Annotated in this window: 13 protein-coding genes; 7 read left to right on the top strand and 6 right to left on the bottom strand. The window is 65.1% G+C overall.

The window, feature by feature from the left end; all coding sequences use genetic code 11:
- Nucleotides 1–37 precede the first annotated feature (37 nt).
- The 5 genes from AC07O0_RS14185 to AC07O0_RS14165 all read left to right on the top strand — a co-directional run bounded on the left by AC07O0_RS14185 (nucleotide 38) and on the right by AC07O0_RS14165 (nucleotide 4,997).
- The gene (locus tag AC07O0_RS14185) at nucleotides 38–1,387 is read left to right on the top strand and encodes a cytosine deaminase (RefSeq protein ID WP_494624034.1); all 1,350 of its coding nucleotides are present in this window, start codon (nucleotides 38–40) and stop codon (nucleotides 1,385–1,387) included.
- A complete protein-coding gene (locus AC07O0_RS14180; RefSeq protein ID WP_494624032.1) occupies nucleotides 1,384–2,811 on the top strand; it encodes an FAD-binding oxidoreductase in 1,428 nt (475 codons plus the stop codon). The genes AC07O0_RS14185 and AC07O0_RS14180 overlap by 4 nt, the downstream gene beginning before the upstream one ends.
- 8 nt (nucleotides 2,812–2,819) lie before the next feature.
- Nucleotides 2,820–3,413, top strand: a complete 594-nt coding sequence (locus AC07O0_RS14175; protein ID WP_494624030.1) for an NAD(P)H-dependent oxidoreductase — start codon at nucleotides 2,820–2,822, stop codon at nucleotides 3,411–3,413.
- An 81-nt stretch (nucleotides 3,414–3,494) separates the two neighbouring features.
- Entirely contained in the window at nucleotides 3,495–3,968 is a 474-nt protein-coding gene (locus AC07O0_RS14170) for a MarR family winged helix-turn-helix transcriptional regulator (protein WP_494624028.1), read from the top strand.
- Between the two features lie 111 nt (nucleotides 3,969–4,079).
- Nucleotides 4,080–4,997, top strand: coding sequence for a DMT family transporter (locus AC07O0_RS14165; protein ID WP_494624026.1), 918 nt, complete (start codon nucleotides 4,080–4,082; stop codon nucleotides 4,995–4,997).
- A gap of 134 nt (nucleotides 4,998–5,131) precedes the next feature.
- On the opposite strand, the gene AC07O0_RS14160 is transcribed toward AC07O0_RS14165, so the two are convergent.
- Complete coding sequence (locus AC07O0_RS14160; RefSeq protein ID WP_494624024.1) at nucleotides 5,132–6,034, bottom strand: NAD(P)-dependent oxidoreductase; 903 nt, start codon at nucleotides 6,032–6,034, stop codon at nucleotides 5,132–5,134.
- A gap of 104 nt (nucleotides 6,035–6,138) precedes the next feature.
- Here AC07O0_RS14160 and AC07O0_RS14155 point away from each other — a divergent pair, with 104 nt between their 5' ends.
- Nucleotides 6,139–7,224, top strand: a complete 1,086-nt coding sequence (locus AC07O0_RS14155) for a LacI family DNA-binding transcriptional regulator (RefSeq protein WP_494624022.1) — start codon at nucleotides 6,139–6,141, stop codon at nucleotides 7,222–7,224.
- A 109-nt stretch (nucleotides 7,225–7,333) separates the two neighbouring features.
- On the opposite strand, the gene AC07O0_RS14150 is transcribed toward AC07O0_RS14155, so the two are convergent.
- The 5 genes from AC07O0_RS14150 to AC07O0_RS14130 all read right to left on the bottom strand — a co-directional run bounded on the left by AC07O0_RS14150 (nucleotide 7,334) and on the right by AC07O0_RS14130 (nucleotide 12,660).
- A complete protein-coding gene (locus tag AC07O0_RS14150) occupies nucleotides 7,334–8,230 on the bottom strand; it encodes an NAD(P)-dependent oxidoreductase (RefSeq protein ID WP_494624224.1) in 897 nt (298 codons plus the stop codon).
- Between the two features lie 43 nt (nucleotides 8,231–8,273).
- Entirely contained in the window at nucleotides 8,274–9,179 is a 906-nt protein-coding gene (locus AC07O0_RS14145; RefSeq protein WP_110491520.1) for a carbohydrate ABC transporter permease, read from the bottom strand.
- Complete coding sequence (locus AC07O0_RS14140; RefSeq protein WP_494624019.1) at nucleotides 9,172–10,125, bottom strand: carbohydrate ABC transporter permease; 954 nt, start codon at nucleotides 10,123–10,125, stop codon at nucleotides 9,172–9,174. The genes AC07O0_RS14145 and AC07O0_RS14140 overlap by 8 nt, the downstream gene beginning before the upstream one ends.
- A gap of 61 nt (nucleotides 10,126–10,186) precedes the next feature.
- Nucleotides 10,187–11,494 carry an ABC transporter substrate-binding protein gene (locus AC07O0_RS14135; protein ID WP_494624017.1) on the bottom strand — a complete coding sequence of 436 codons (1,308 nt, stop codon included), beginning with the start codon at nucleotides 11,492–11,494 and terminating at the stop codon, nucleotides 10,187–10,189.
- Nucleotides 11,495–11,607: 113 nt separating this feature from the next.
- Complete coding sequence (locus AC07O0_RS14130; RefSeq protein WP_494624015.1) at nucleotides 11,608–12,660, bottom strand: ABC transporter ATP-binding protein; 1,053 nt, start codon at nucleotides 12,658–12,660, stop codon at nucleotides 11,608–11,610.
- 246 nt (nucleotides 12,661–12,906) lie between these two features.
- Here AC07O0_RS14130 and AC07O0_RS14125 point away from each other — a divergent pair, with 246 nt between their 5' ends.
- Complete coding sequence (locus tag AC07O0_RS14125) at nucleotides 12,907–13,668, top strand: FadR/GntR family transcriptional regulator (RefSeq protein WP_494624013.1); 762 nt, start codon at nucleotides 12,907–12,909, stop codon at nucleotides 13,666–13,668.
- Nucleotides 13,669–13,677 lie beyond the last annotated feature (9 nt).

Here is a 13,677-nt window from a genome sequence, read left to right as displayed (position 1 = left end):
TGATTCAGAAGGCAGCGTGCAAGCCGGAGACAGCGACGTGACCACCGGCTTTGCCGCCATTCCCAACTCCGCCCGATACTGGATAACCGGGGGGCGCTGCCCGGTCGCGCTGATCGGAGTTCCCGAGTCGGAGTACACCGTAGATGATGAAGGGCTCGCAAGGGTCGATCTGCTGATCGAAGACGGGCGGATCTCCGCCATCGAGCCTGGCTGGTGGCCGCCTAGTCTCGATCACGAAGGGCAGATCGACTCCTTCTACCATCTCGACGGCGGCATCGTGCTGCCGCGGCTGGTCGACGTCCACACCCATCTCGACAAGGGCCATATCTGGCCGCGCCGGCCCAATCCGGACGGCAGCTTCATGGGTGCGCTGAGTGCAGTCGCGGCCGATCGCGAGGCGAACTGGTCTGCTGAAGACGTGCGGGCGCGCATGGAGTTTGGCCTGCGCTGCGCCCATGCCCATGGCACGGCGGCGATCCGCACTCATCTCGACTCGCTCGGCAAGCAGATCGGTATCTCCTGGCCGGTCTATGCCGAATTGCGCGCCGAATGGGCCGGGCGAATCGCGTTGCAGGCGTCGCCGCTGTTCGGCATCGACGCCGTCGCCGATCCCGAGCATATGCAGGCGATTACGAAGGCCGTGACGACCCATGGCGACAGGCTGCTCGGCGCCGTCACCTATATGGTGCCGGAGCTCGACACCGCGCTCGATACGCTGTTCCGGACCGCGATCGAGCACGGCTTCGATCTCGACTTCCATGTCGACGAGACCAACGATCCCGCGGCGCGCTCGCTCGAGCACATCGCCGACGCGGCCCTGCGCCATCGCTTCGAGGGTAGGATCCTGGCCGGCCATTGCTGCTCGCTCTCGCTGCAGCAGCCGCAGGACGAGGCGCGGATCATCGGCAAGGTCAGGGAGGCCGGCATTGCCGTGGTCTCGCTGCCGATGTGCAACATGTATCTGCAGGACCGCCAGCGCGGTCGCACGCCGCGCTGGCGCGGCGTCACGGCGCTGCACGAGCTCAAGGCGGCCGGCGTGCCGGTGATGATCGCCTCCGACAACACGCGCGACCCGTTCTACGCCTATGGCGATCTCGACCTGGTCGAGACGCTGCGCGAGGGCACCCGCATTCTCCAGCTCGACCATTCCGACCGGGACTGGACGAGGGCGGTTGCGACAGCGCCGGCCGAGCTGATGGGGCTTTCCAGTGCTGGCCGCCTCGTGCCTGGCGGCCCTGCCGACCTGATCCTGACGCGCGCCCGCGACTGGACCGAATTCTTCGCCAGGCCGCAGGCCGACCGGACCGTACTGGTCAATGGCCGTACCATCGACCGCACCTTGCCCGATTATCGCGAACTCGATCACCTCATGAGCCGCTCCGCATGACCGTACGCTACGACATCGACGCCCTGAAGCGCCGCCTGAACGGCATCCGCACCGAGGACAATCCGGCGCTGGTCAAGCAGAAGAGCCGCGACTTCTTCTGGTACTCGCCGAAGCTGAAGCGCCAGCTCGATCATGTCGTCGCCGACATCATCGTTTCACCGACCAGCGAAGCGCAGGTGCTGGAGACGCTTTCGGCGGCACATGCGCTCGGCATTCCCGTGACGCCGCGCGGCACCGGCACGGGCAATTACGGCCAGGCCATGCCGCTCTCGGGCGGCATCGTGCTCGACCTCTCCGGCTTCAACAAGGTGACGAGCATCGAGGCCGGGCGCTATGTCGCCGAGCCCGGCGCGGTGCTGGCCAAGATCGACCAGGAGACGCGCGCCCATTCGCGCCAGGAGATCAGGCTGCACCCCTCGACCTATCACACCGCTTCGGTCGGCGGCTTCATCGCCGGCGGCTCCGGCGGCGTCGGCTCGATCAAATGGGGCGGCCTGCGCGACTGGGGCAACATCATCTCGCTGCGCGTCGCGACCATGGAAGGCACACCGCGGATCCTCGAGCTCCAGGGCGAGGACCTGCACAAGGTCGCCCATGCCTACGGCACCAACGGCATCATCACTCAGGTCGAGATGCCGCTCGGCCCGGCCTATGCCTGGGTTGACGTCATCCTCGGCTTTGACGAGTTGCGCGCCGCGACCGAGTTCGCCAACGCCCTCGGCGAGCAGGACGGGCTGGCGCTGAAGAACCTCGCCGTGGTCGCCGCTCCCGCGCCGCACGACTATTTCCTGCGCCACAGGAAGTTCCTCCCGCGCGACAGCCATTGCGTGATGGTCATGGTCGCCGACTTCGCGGTCGAGTCGATGCTCGCCTTCGCCCGCCGCTTCGGCGGCTCGCAAGTGCTGATGCGCTCCGACAAACTGACGGCCGAGGAGGCGAAGGGGCTGCCGCCTACCTTCGAACTCGGCTGGAACCACACCACCTTGCGGGCGCTGCGGGTCGATCCGTCGATCACCTATCTGCAGGTGCTCTACCCCTTCCCGAACCAGGTCGAGCTGGTCGACAAGATCCATGCCCGCTTCGGCGACGAGGTGACCTGCCATCTCGAATTCGTCCGCTTCGACGGAAAGATCACCTGCTTCGGCCTGCCGCTGGTGCGCTTCACCAGTGAGGAGCGGCTGGAGGAGATCATGGCGATCCATGAGGAGATGGGGGCACCGATCTTCAACCCGCATCGCTACACGCTGGAGGAGGGCGGGATGAAGCAGACCGACGAGGTCCAGCTCGCCTTCAAGCGCGAGGCCGATCCGCAGGGGCTGCTCAACCCCGGCAAGATGATTGCCTGGGAGGACCCCAATTACGACTACCGCTCGGGCAAGACCTTCCTGTTCAAGGCTCTCGGCGAAGCCGGCGTCGGCGCCTGAGCCGATCGATGCGCGCGCTCGTCCTCTATGCCCATCCCGATCCCAAGAGCTTCGGGGCGGCGGTGCATGAGACACTCGTCTCCAGCCTGCGCCGTGCCGGGCACGAGGTCGACGATTGCGACCTCTATGCCGAGGGCTTCGATCCGGTGCTGAGCCGCGAGGAACGGGTCGGCTATCATGATCTCGCCAGCAATCGAAATTCAGTAGCCGGCTATGTCGAGCGCTTATTGCAGGCTGAGGCGCTGTTCCTCTGCTTCCCGGTCTGGAACTATGGCTATCCGGCGATCATGAAGGGCTATTTCGATCGTGTCTTCCTGCCGGGCGTTTCGTTCAAGCTGGTCGACGGCTCGATCCGTCCGAATCTCTGGAATATTCGCCGGCTGATGACGGTGACGAGCTATGGCGGCTCGCGCTGGCGCACCTTCCTGATGGGCGATCCACCGCGCCGGCAGATCAAGCGCGGCTTGCGGGCGGTGTGCCACCCGGCGGCGCGGGTCTCCTATCTCGCGCATTACGACATGAACCGCTCGACACCGCAGAGCCGCGCAGCCTTTCTCGCCAGGGTCGAGCAGGAAATCGCACGGATTCAAGAGCCTGTCTGACAATTGTCATCGGCTTGTCATGAAGGCAGGCGATTGCACAGCCGGCGAAAAGTATCCGCAACCTTTTCCAAGGGCCGGCTCATGACCAAGTCCCTCGAAAAAAGCGTCGGCCGTGCCTTGCTGGTGACGGCGCGGCTACACAGGGCACGGATGGGCGAGCGGCTCAACGCGCTCGGGCTCTTCCCGGGCCAGGAGCAGGCCCTGAAATCTTTGCAGAGCTCACCGATGACGATGGGTGAACTCGCAACGCTGCTGCGGGTCAAGCCGCCTACGGTCTCCAAGACGATCGGCCGGCTCTCGCTGCAGGGGCTGGTGACGCGCGAGGGCGGCGGCCGCGACGGCCGGCTGGTGCAGGTGGCGCTGACCGAGAACGGCCAGAAGACCGCCTCGGCGCTTGATGCGGTCTGGAATCAGGTCGAGGAAGAGCTGCTCGAAAAGCTCGACGCCAAGGAGCGCAAGCAATTGCGCAAATTGCTGCGCAAGGCGTCGAAAGGCCTGTCCAAGGCGGGGGCCGATGTCGACGAGGCCGATGACGAGGCCGAGGACGCGGCCTGAGGCTGAACGCGCCAATGGCATGACTCGCATGCGCTGGCGGGCTGGTTTCAAGTCTTAAATCGGTTCATTGATAGCTCGTCATTCCTCCAGAGCATGACGAGACGCTCAGCCTTGTCGGCCGCTCCCGCTCCGCTTCCGGATACGCGCCGGACACGCCTGACCGCCATCGCCCTGATGAGCGGGGCGATCATCTGCTTTTCCTTGCTCGACAGCTGCGCAAAATGGCTCGGCGGGACGATGCACCCGATGCAGGTGGTCCTGGCGCGCTATCTGGTCAGCGTCGCCCTGGTCTCGCTTCTGCTCAACCCCTGGAGTCACCCGGGCATCACCCGCACCAAGCGACCCTGGCTGCAGGGCTTCCGTTCGCTGCTGCTGCTCGGCTCGACCGCGCTCAACTTCGTCGCCCTGCAATATCTGCAGCTCGCCGAAACCGTCTCGATCATGTTCGCCGCGCCTTTGCTGGTCGCGCTGCTGGCAGGGCCGCTGCTCGGGGAGTGGGCCGGCCCGCGCCGACTGATCGCGATCGGCGTCGGTTTCCTCGGCGTGCTGGTGGTGACACGGCCAGGTTTGGGGGGTCTGCATCCGGCGGCCTTGCTCAGCGTCTGCGGCTGCTTCTGCTATGCCTTCTATAGTCTGTCGACGCGAATGCTGGCTTCCAGCGATTCGCCGCAGACGACGATGTTCTATTCCGGCATCGGCGGGGTGGTGATCATGCTGCCGTTGCTGCCGCTGTACTGGTCATGGCCGCCGGATTGGCAGAGCTGGCTGCTGATGTGCGGCACCGGCTTCTTTGGCGCGCTCGGCCACTGGCTCTTGATCCTGGCGCATCAGCGCGCCCCGGCGACGATCCTGGCGCCGTTCATCTATTCCCAGATCGTCTGGATGATCCTGCTCGGCTGGTTCGTCTTCGGCCAGATCCCCGACCGCTTCACCTTCATCGGCGCCGCGATCGTCATCGCTTCCGGGCTCTACCTGCTCTATCGCGAGCGCATCCGGCACGTGCCGGAAGGCTCGGCCCGGTTGGATTGACCCGGCACGGTCCTTGAAGCCTCCACCCGTGGATGGAGGCCATGATGACGGTTTTGCACCGCAACTGGCTATCGGCGGCTCCGTTCGGCACAGTTGTGGTCCGGGCGTGTCTTGCTATGGAACGCGCACGGGCGTCAGCCGAGCGTGACCTTGCTCTGCCCGGCGACGAAGTCAGAGAGCATCGGCACATAGTCCTCGCCTTTGCCGCTCGCGACGGCCGCCGCATAGACGTTCTTGACCGCGCCGCCGACCGGATTCGGGACCCCGGCCGCATTGGCCAGGCTCTCCAGATAGCGGACGTCCTTCAGGGCATTGGAGAGCGTGAACTTGTGGGCGTCGCGGTCGCGCTCCAGCACGTACTTCATGAAGGTCTGGTAGAAGCCGCACTCCATGCGCCCACCGGTGATGACGCTGTCGAAGGTCTGCGGGGAGATGCCGACCTTTTGCGCCAGAGTGAGCGCCTCGGCATAGATCGCGCCGTAGCCGAGGGAGAGGAAGTTGTTGAGCAGCTTCATCTTGTGGCCGTCGCCGACCGGGCCGAGATGCACGATCTTCTGGGCCCAGGCCTCGCAGACCGGGCGAATGCGCTCGAAAACCGCGCTGTCGGCGCCAATCATCGTCGAGAGTTGACCGAGCTTCGCTTGGGCGGGGGTTCCGCCGAGCGGGGCGTCGCAGAGGTGCAGGCCGATGGCAGAAAGCCGCTCCGCCAGAGCGATCGTGGAGACCGGGTCGGAGGTCGAGCAATCGACGATGACCGTGCCGGGCCTTGCGCCGGCGGCGATGCCGTCGGGGCCGTTGATCACCTGCTCGACCTGCGGAGAGCCGGTGACGCAGAGGAAGATGATGCTGGCCTTCCCGGCGAGCTCCTTCGGCGTGGCGGCTTCCGCGGCGCCTGCCGCCTTCAATTCCTCGACCGGCTTGCGATTGCGATGGCCCATGACGGTGAGAGGGAAGCCCTTGGCGAGAATGCAGCTCGCCATGCCCTGGCCCATGTAACCAACGCCGATGAAGCCGATCGATTCTTTAGTCGCGCTCATCTTCAGTTTCTCCGAATTCTATGAGATGGAAAAAGGCAATGCGGAACGATTTGGCCAAGAACTGGTTGAATGCATCGGCTTCGAGGCTTCAGGAGAAGCGATTGATGGCGAATGATGGACACTCGCGCGATCCCTCGGGGGCAGGGAAGGCGGGTGTAAGACCCGGTGGCCGGGGCCGCGTTACCTTGCAGATCATCGCCGATCGGCTGGAGGTCTCGACAGCGACCGTCTCGCTCGCTTTGCGCGAGAGCCCGTTGGTCGCCGACGGCACGCGCCTGCGCGTACAGCAGATCGCGCGAGAGATGGGCTACAGCTACAACCGCAGCGCGGCATCGCTGCGCACCGACCGGACCAATATCCTCGGCGTCGGCTTCCACGACATCACCAACCCGTACTTCGCCGAGCTGCTCGCCGCGATCGAGGAAACGGCGACGGCGCATGGTCGCTCGATCCTGCTCGGCACCTATGCCGAGAATCTCGAACGGCAGGATCGCGTCCTCAACACGCTCAAGGAATACCGCCCCGACGGCATGATCATCTGCCCGGCCGGCGGCACCACGGCCGAGACGCTGCAGCATCTGATGGCGGCACAGGTGCCGCTGGTGCAGCTCTCGCGCGAGATTCCCGGCATCGGGCTCGACTTCGTCGGCTCGGACGACCGGCATGGCACCGTGCTCGCGGTCGAGCATCTGCTCGGCCTCGGCCATCGCCGCATCGCCTTCCTTGGCGAAAGTCCGCTGATCTCGACCGGCCGCAACCGCTATCGCGGCTATTGCGAGACGCTGGCCAAGCACGGCCTGCCGCTCGATCCTTCGATCGTCTATTCGGCCTATGGCACGCGCGAGAACGGGCTGAAGGGCGTCCAGAAGGTGCTCGACGCTGCGAATCCGCCGACCGCTGCGGTCTGCTTCAACGATCTCACAGCCTTCGGAGCGATGCTCGGCCTGCGCCATCGCGGAATGGAGGCCGGCGCGGACTTCTCGATCATCGGCTGCGACGATGTCCAGGAAGCGTCGCAATGGTACCCGGCACTGACGACCCTGAAGAACTTCCAGGACGATATGGGGCGCAGGTCGGCAGAGATGCTGCTCCGCCGCATCGCTGACCCGTCGGCGCCGCCGGAGCGTGCGCTGCTGACGCCGGAGCTGGTCGTGCGCGGGACGACGGCGCCGCCGAAGGTGCGGCACTGAGGCTGGGACAGGTCCGAGCTTCTCCGAAGCACGGAGATGTCCCAGGCTTTTGTTTTGACGCATTTTCTTCACGCGAACCGGTGCCCACTTCGCTCGAAAATGCTTTGGCTCAGGCATCATTGTCCGGCTTGCGGTTCAGCGCCCGATAGGCGCGCACCACATGCGAGTCGTCGCGCCCGCCATGGCCGAGGCCCGAGGCGGCCAGGAACATCTGGTGCGCGGCCGCGGCGAGCGGCAGGGCCGCCTTGGCGGCGCGGCCGGCATCGAGGACGATGCCGAGGTCCTTGACGAAGATGTCGACGGCGCTGGCGACCGGCGGCTCGTCCTCGAGCATGCGCGGGCCGCGGTCTTTCAGCATCCAGGATGAGGCGGCGGAGCCGCCCATGATCTCGAACAGCAGGGCGCCGTCGATGCCGGCCTTTTGCGCCAGCGAGAGCGCCTCTGCCGCGACCGCGATATGGACGCCGCAGAGCAGCTGGTTGACGGTCTTTACCGTCGCACCCTGACCCGGTTTCTCGCCGACATGGAAGACCTTGTCGCCCATGGCGTCGAGTGCGGGCTTGGCCTTGGCGAAGCTCTCCGTGGGGGCTCCGACCATGATGGTCAGCGTGCCGCCTTGCGCGCCCTTCACGCCGCCGGAGACCGGCGCGTCGACGAAATGCCGGCCGGTCTTGGTCACGGCTTCGGCGATGGCCTCGACCTCGCCGGGCGGACAGGTCGCCATCAGGATGACGGTCGCACCCGAAGCCAGCGCAGCGAGCGCGCCGGCGTCGAACAGGACCGAGCGGGCCTGTGCGGCGTTCACCACCATCAGGACGAGCGTCTCGGCTCCTTCAGCCGCTGCGGCGGCGCTATCGGTAGCCTGGCCGCCGGCGGCTACGAGCGCAGCGCGGGCGCTTTCGCGCATGTCGAAACCGGTGACGCGGAACTGGCGCTTGACGAGGTTCTCGGCCATCGGTGCGCCCATGGCGCCGAGCCCGACGAAGGCGATGGAAGTCACAACGATTTGCCTTGGTTGGAAGGCGGGCGGCCTGGCCGCCCGCCGGGAGCTATTCCTTCACCGCACCCGTCATCGAGGCGACGTAGTAGTCGACGAAGAACGAATAGAGGATCGCGACCGGGATCGAGCCGAGCAGCGCACCGGCCATCAGCGAGCCCCAATGGTAGACGTCGCCCTCGACGAGCTGGGTCAGCACCGCCACCGGCACGGTCTTCTTCTCCGCTGACTGGATGAAGGCGAGCGCGTAGATGAATTCGTTCCAGGACAGGGTGAAGGCGAAGATGCCGGCCGAGATCAGCCCCGGCAGCGCCAGCGGCAGGGTGATCTTCCAGAGCGTCTGCAGCCTCGTCGCGCCGTCGATCATGGCGCATTCCTCGAGCTCATAGGGGATCGACTTGAAGTAGCCGATCAGGAGCCAGGTGCAGAACGGGATCAGGAAGGTCGGATAGGTCAGGATCAGCGCGAGCTGCGAGTCGTACAGCCCGAACTGGAAGATCAGCGTCGCCAGCGGGATGAACAGGATCGAGGGCGGCACCAGATAGGCCAGGTAGATGGCAAGGCCGACATAGTTCGAGCCCTTGAACTTCAGGCGCTGGATCGCATAGGCGGCGAGCACGCTGGCGAAGAGCGAGAGCGCGGTCGCGACCGTCGCGACCGTCATCGTCGTCAGCAGCCATTGCGGATAGTCGGTCTGGAACAGCAGCTTGTTGATGTTGTCGAGCGTCGGCGACTTCACCCAGAACGGATTGTTGTTCTTGTAGTCGAGCAGCTCGCCATTCGGTTTGATCGCCGTGATCGCCATCCAGTAGAACGGGAACAGCAGCACGATCACGAAGAGCGAGAGCGGCAGATAAAGCGTGATGAAGCGGCGCGGTCCCGAGGACCAGTCGATTACGCCGGCCCTCTCCTTGTCGACGAGATGCGGGCGTGGAGCAGGGGCGGCTTGATCAGTCATTGTCTTCTCCCTGCTGCCATTTGCGGCGGGCGAGCGCGAAATAGCTGAACAGCGTCGCCATCACGAGGAAGGGGATCATCGCCACCGCGATCGCAGCGCCCTCGCCGAGCTGGCCGCCGGGGATGCCGCGCTGGAAGGCGAGGGTCGCCATCAGGTGCGTCGAGTTGATCGGGCCGCCACGGGTGATGGCGTAGACGAGCTGGAAGTCGGTGAAGGTGAACAGCACCGAGAAGGTCAGCACGATCGCCAGGATCGGCATCAGCATCGGCAAGGTGACGTGCCGGAAGCGCTGCCAGGCATTGGCGCCGTCGAGCATCGCTGCCTCGTAGAGCGCCGGCGAGATGGTCTGCAGGCCGGCGAGCAGCGAGATTGCGACGAAGGGGATGCCGCGCCAGACATTGGCGGCGATCAGCGACCAGCGCGCCGGCCAAGGCGAGCCGAGGAAGTCGATATAGGTGTCGCGCCAGCCGAGCACGTCGACCAACACATAGGAAATGATCGAGAACTGCGGATCATAGATCCACCAGAAGGCGATCGCCGAGAGCACCGTCGGCACGATCCACGGGACCAGGATCAACGCGCGCAACAGCGACTTGAACGGCAGATGGTTGTTGAGCAGGAGCGCCAGCCAGAGGCCGAGCCCGAATTTCCCGGCGGTCGCGACGCTGGTATAGAGCAACGTGTTCCAGACCGAGGTGATGAAGACCGGGTCGTGCCAGAGCGACTCGAAGTTCTCGAAGCCGATGAAGACGCCGCTGCGGCCGATGCGCGTATCGGTGAAGGCGAGCCAGATGCCGAGGCCGAGCGGATAGCTCAGGAAGACCAATAGCAGGCCGAGTGCCGGCAGCAGGCAAATGAAGATCAGAAATGGCTTGTAGTCGAACAGCCTCACCAGCCAGCTCTGCTCGGGCTGGGTGGTCGGCCGGGCCTCCGCCGCAATGGTCATGGCGCTTTATCCCGTGATGGAGCCGCGCCGCCGGACAAACCGGCGGCGCGGTGTCGACGGATCAGGTGCGGTAGTAGCGCTTGGCGCGGCGCTCGGCTTCGGCGGCCGCCTGCTCGGGCGTCGCCTGGCCGGCGCAGACGGACGCGACCATCTGGACCATGACGTACTCGGCGTTGACAGTGCCGGCCGCCTCGGTAATCGCGCCCTTGTAGCCGCTCCAGAGAGCCCGCTCCCAGGTGTCGCGATAGACCAGGATCTTGGGATCGCTCTCCCAGACCTTGCTCTGTGCATAGCCCTTGAGCGGCTGGGTCCAGTAGCCGAAGCAGCCGGTCAGCCACTTGTCGTACTGCTCCTTCTCCATCATGAAGCGGAGATATTCCTTGGCCGCATTCGGGAACTTGGTGTGCTTGAACACCATGGCGTTGATCACCAGCGCCGTCTCGGTCGGCCGCCCGACACCGGCGCCGACCGGCATCGGCGCATGGTTGAGGTCCTTGCCGATCTCGGCGGTCTTCTCGTCCTTCGAGTTCTTGATCGAGAAGTAGAGCGAGACGCCGTTCTGGGTCAGGCCGATTTCACCGGCGGTCAGCGCCTTGTTGTTGCTGATGTCGAGCCAGGAGAGCGTGCCCGGGATGAAGGTCTCGTAGAGCGCCTTGGCGTATTTCAGCGCCTCGATCGTCTCCTTGCTGTTGATCGCGACCTTGTTGTTCTCGTCGACCATGTAGCCGCCATGCGACCAGACCAGCCAGTTGCAGAACGAGTTGCCGTCGCCGACGGCGTTGCCGAGGGCGAAGCCGGGGGGATGGCCATTGGCCTTGAGCTTGCGGCAGAGGTCGAGGAAGCCGGCATGATCCTTCGGGAAGCTGCTGAAGCCCGCTTCCTTGACCCAGGATTCGCGATAGACCGCCGGACCGCCGGAGCCGCCCATGGGGATCGAGATCCACTGGTTGGTCTTGTCCTTCTTGCCGTATTTCTCGGCGACCGGGTACCAGCCGCCATATTTCTTGCCGAGGTCCTCGGCGACCTGGGTGAGGTCGATCAGCTTGTCGGCGAAGATGTGCGGATCATCGGCCCAGCCGACGACGACGTCGGGGCCGGCGCCGGTGTTGGCGGTGACGGCGGTTTGCGGGCGCAGATCCTCCCAGCTGGCATAGTCGACGCGGACCTGGACGCCGGTCGCCTTGGTGAAGGCCTCGGTGTTCTCGTTGAAGATCGTCTGGTCGGGATCGACGAACTTGGTCGGACGCAGCACGCGCAGCGTCGCGCCCTTCTCGATATTGGCGGTCTGGGCGATCGACGGCGCGGCAAGGGTGGCGCCGGCGGCGAGACCCGCGCCGCCAATCAATACGTCACGTCTGGAAATGCTCATCGCTTGTCTCCTCCGGGTTGTCGCGAGGCCCTGCATGGGAGCCTCGTCGGATATTGTAGGCAGTACGGGGGGCGGGCCGCCGGGGTGTTCCCCGTGCGGCCCTCCGCGGGAGTTCAGATACGCTTGCTCGTCGCGGCGTCGAAGAGATGGGTCACCGAGGTGTCGGGCCGGATATTGATGGTTTCGCCGGGCTTGGCAGTGATGCGCTCGCGGAAGATGCAGGTCAGGTCCTGGCCGCCGCAGCGGACGACGACCTGCGTTTCCGAACCCATCGGCTCGATGACCACGACCTCGGCCGGCAGGCCGGCAGGGTCGAGAATGAGATGTTCGGGGCGGATGCCCAGCACGGCCGCCCGGTCGTTCGAATCGGTGGGGTGCTTGCCGATCGGCCAGATCACGCCACCTTCGGTCTCGAAGCCATTGGCGCGGATCGTGCCCTTCAGCAGGTTCATCGACGGCGAGCCGATGAAGGCGGCGACGAAGAGGTTGGCGGGATTGTCGTAGAGATCGAGCGGCGCGCCCATCTGCTCGACGATGCCGTCATGCATCACGACGATCTTGTCGGCCATGGTCATGGCCTCGATCTGGTCGTGGGTAACGTAGACCGTGGTGGTCTTGAGGCGCTGATGCAGCTCCTTGATCTCGGTCCGCATCTGCACGCGCAGCTTGGCGTCGAGGTTCGAAAGTGGCTCGTCGAACAGGAAGACCTGCGGATCGCGCACGATGGCGCGGCCCATGGCGACGCGCTGACGCTGGCCGCCCGAAAGCTGGCGCGGAAAGCGGTCGAGCAGATTGGTCAGGCCGAGAATGCCGGCGGCCTTGCTGACACGCTCGTCGATCTCGGCTTTCGGCGCCTTCCGCAGCTTCATCGAGAAGGCCATGTTGTCGGCCACCGTCATATGCGGATAGAGCGCATAATTCTGGAAGACCATGGCGATGTCGCGCTCTTTCGGCGGCACGTCGTTGACGACGCGCGAGCCGATCCGGATCTCGCCGCCCGAGATGTTCTCGAGGCCGGCGATCATGCGCAGCAGGGTCGATTTCCCGCAGCCCGAAGGGCCGACCAGGATGACGAATTCGCCATCGTTGATGTCGATGTCGACGCCGTGAATGACTTGCGTCGAGCCATAGGCCTTGCGCACGTCGGCAATCTGGACGGATGCCATCTTTGGTTTCTCTCCCGCTCTTTAGGTTGCCTCGGGGTGCCTGACACAATCCCCGCCGGCGGCGTTGCAGACCATCGGCTTCTGACGGCCGATCGAAACGAGGCCGCGCAATTCAGGCGAGCCGCCTGTTGCGTCAACCTCGTTCCGGGATAAAGTCATACGATAGAAACGGGCGTGTCAAGCGCCGGGCAGGCAGCGGGACGACCTCTCCGACGCCGCCGATCACGGAGGAAAAAGCGCGGTTCGATGCAGCTCCATGTCCATGCACGCGCGACGAGGCTCAATCCAGACCGGCTCTTCGGCCAGGTGGCGCAGAGGCTCGCGGTCGCGATCATCACCGGAGCGTCGCCGGCCGGCGCATTGCTGCCGAACGAGGACGATCTGAAGGACGAGATTTCGGTCTCCCGTACCGCCTATCGCGAGGCGGTCAAGTTCCTGAGCGGCAAGGGGCTGGTCGAGGCCAAGCCGAAAAGTGGTACGCGGGTGGCGCCGCGAGAGGCCTGGAACCTGCTCGACCCCGACGTGCTGGCCTGGCATTTCAAGGCCGACCCGAATGAGAAATTCATCCGAGATCTGTTTGAGCTTCGGCTTTTCGTCGAGCCGAGTGCAGCGCGGCTGGCGGCGCAGCGACGCGAGGCTGCTGATCTGCGCCGGATCGAGGCGGCCTTTCGCGGCATGGCCGAGAACCCGCCCTATGCCGAGCCGACCGTCAATGCCGATCTCGCCTTCCACGAGGCGATTTTCGCCGCGACCCGCAACCCGCCGCTGCAATGCCTCGCGCCAGCCGTCTGCGCGACGATCCAGTGGTCGCTGTTTCTCAAGGCTCCGGACGACCAGTTCTTCTTCACCGCGTCATTGATCGATCACGAACGCGTTCTCGATGCGATCGTGCAGCGCGACGGCGATCTCGCCGCAGCGCGGATGAGCGGACTGGTGATCGACAGTCTGAACAGCACTTTGGGTCTGCTCGCGGCGCGAGCGCAGGCGGAAGCGTCGAAAAGCGCGTGATTAAGTCAT

It is taken from the genome of Allobosea sp. GW821-FHT10B12, assembly GCF_059415545.1.
Note: the sequence above shows the minus strand (reverse complement) of the source record. Positions and strands in the feature narration are given on the sequence as shown.